The 1,102-nt window shown below is 41.0% G+C and carries 3 protein-coding genes; all 3 read right to left on the bottom strand.

Translation table 11 applies throughout. The features are described from left to right. Positions 1-227 (bottom strand): DUF1348 family protein (locus F6K49_RS52015; protein WP_293110869.1); only part of this gene is annotated, 227 nt, incomplete at its 3' end. Next, positions 191-349 carry a hypothetical protein gene (locus F6K49_RS52010; RefSeq protein ID WP_293110866.1) on the bottom strand — a complete coding sequence of 53 codons (159 nt, stop codon included), beginning with the start codon at positions 347-349 and terminating at the stop codon, positions 191-193. The genes F6K49_RS52015 and F6K49_RS52010, both read right to left, overlap by 37 nt. Before the next feature lie 236 nt (positions 350-585). Further along, on the bottom strand, positions 586-1,102 hold a 517-nt coding region (locus F6K49_RS52005; protein ID WP_293110864.1), incomplete at its 5' end, for a GTP-binding protein.

The raw sequence follows: 1,102 nt of genomic DNA, 5'->3' as shown, positions 1-1,102 counted from the left end.
TGTTTTCTCAGGCGATAATCTAATTCTTTTGCCCATTTGCGCTTCAGAAACGCAATAATTTCCTCTCGACCACTAATAAATTCGGCACGATTGCGCCATTCCGAATCAATGGTATAAGCTAGAGCAACTTTCTCGGGATTGCGAGTATTCCAGGCATCTTCAGCAGCTTGCACCTTAGCGGTTGCACTTTCTAAGGTAAAAGGAGGTAGGGGTGGTTTAGTTTCCATAGATAGATAGCGGTTTTAAATTTGGTGAGGTACAAATTATAGGCTTTTAGGGAGCAGGGAGCAGGGAACAGGGAACAGGGAGTAGGGAGTAGGGAGTAGGGAGTAGGTAAGAGGGAAAACAATCCTGTGTACCTGATAGTTATGAAAAAGGCTGATAGCTGATAGCGTTTATCGCAGTTATGATGTACGATTATCAACCTCAAAGTCCCCCTTATTAAGGGGGATTTAGGGGGATCAATCTCAAAGTCCCCCTTATTAAGGGGGATTTAGGGGGATCAATCTCAAAGTCCCCCTTATTAAGGGGGATTTAGGGGGATCAATTTACACCTCATGAGTATAATAATTGCTATAATATACTCTAAACAAGACAGGCTTGGAAATCTTGACGAAATTCGTTTTCATCAAGATTGCGACCAATAAAGACTAACTCATTTTTTCTGGTTTCTTCCGGTTTCCACGCACGGTCGGGACGACCCTCAAAAATCATATGTACTCCCTGGAAAACAAATCGATTATCTTCTCCCATTACATTAAGAATACCTTTCATTCTGAAAATATTTTGGCCTTGGCTCTGTAATAATTCCGCTAGCCAGGTGTTTAATTTTTCCAAATCTACTGCTCCTGGTTCCACAATCGCAAAGGAAAAAACGGATTCATCATGTTCATGAGCATCTTCTCCTAATAAGTCCGGGTCAATGTCTAGAGCTTGTTTAAGGTCAAAAGCCCGCACCCCTAACACTGAATCCATCTCAATGTCTGAGTTTTGGGTACGATAAATTTTGACTAAACCATTCATGGCTTTGATTTTTTGCTCTAATTCCTCCAGTTGTTGAGGGTCTACTAAATCAATTTTATTGAGCAAAATCACATTAGCA

This window comes from Moorena sp. SIO3I6, assembly GCF_010672095.1.
The sequence above is the reverse complement of the archived record's forward strand: the minus strand, read 5'-3'. Positions and strand labels throughout refer to the sequence as shown.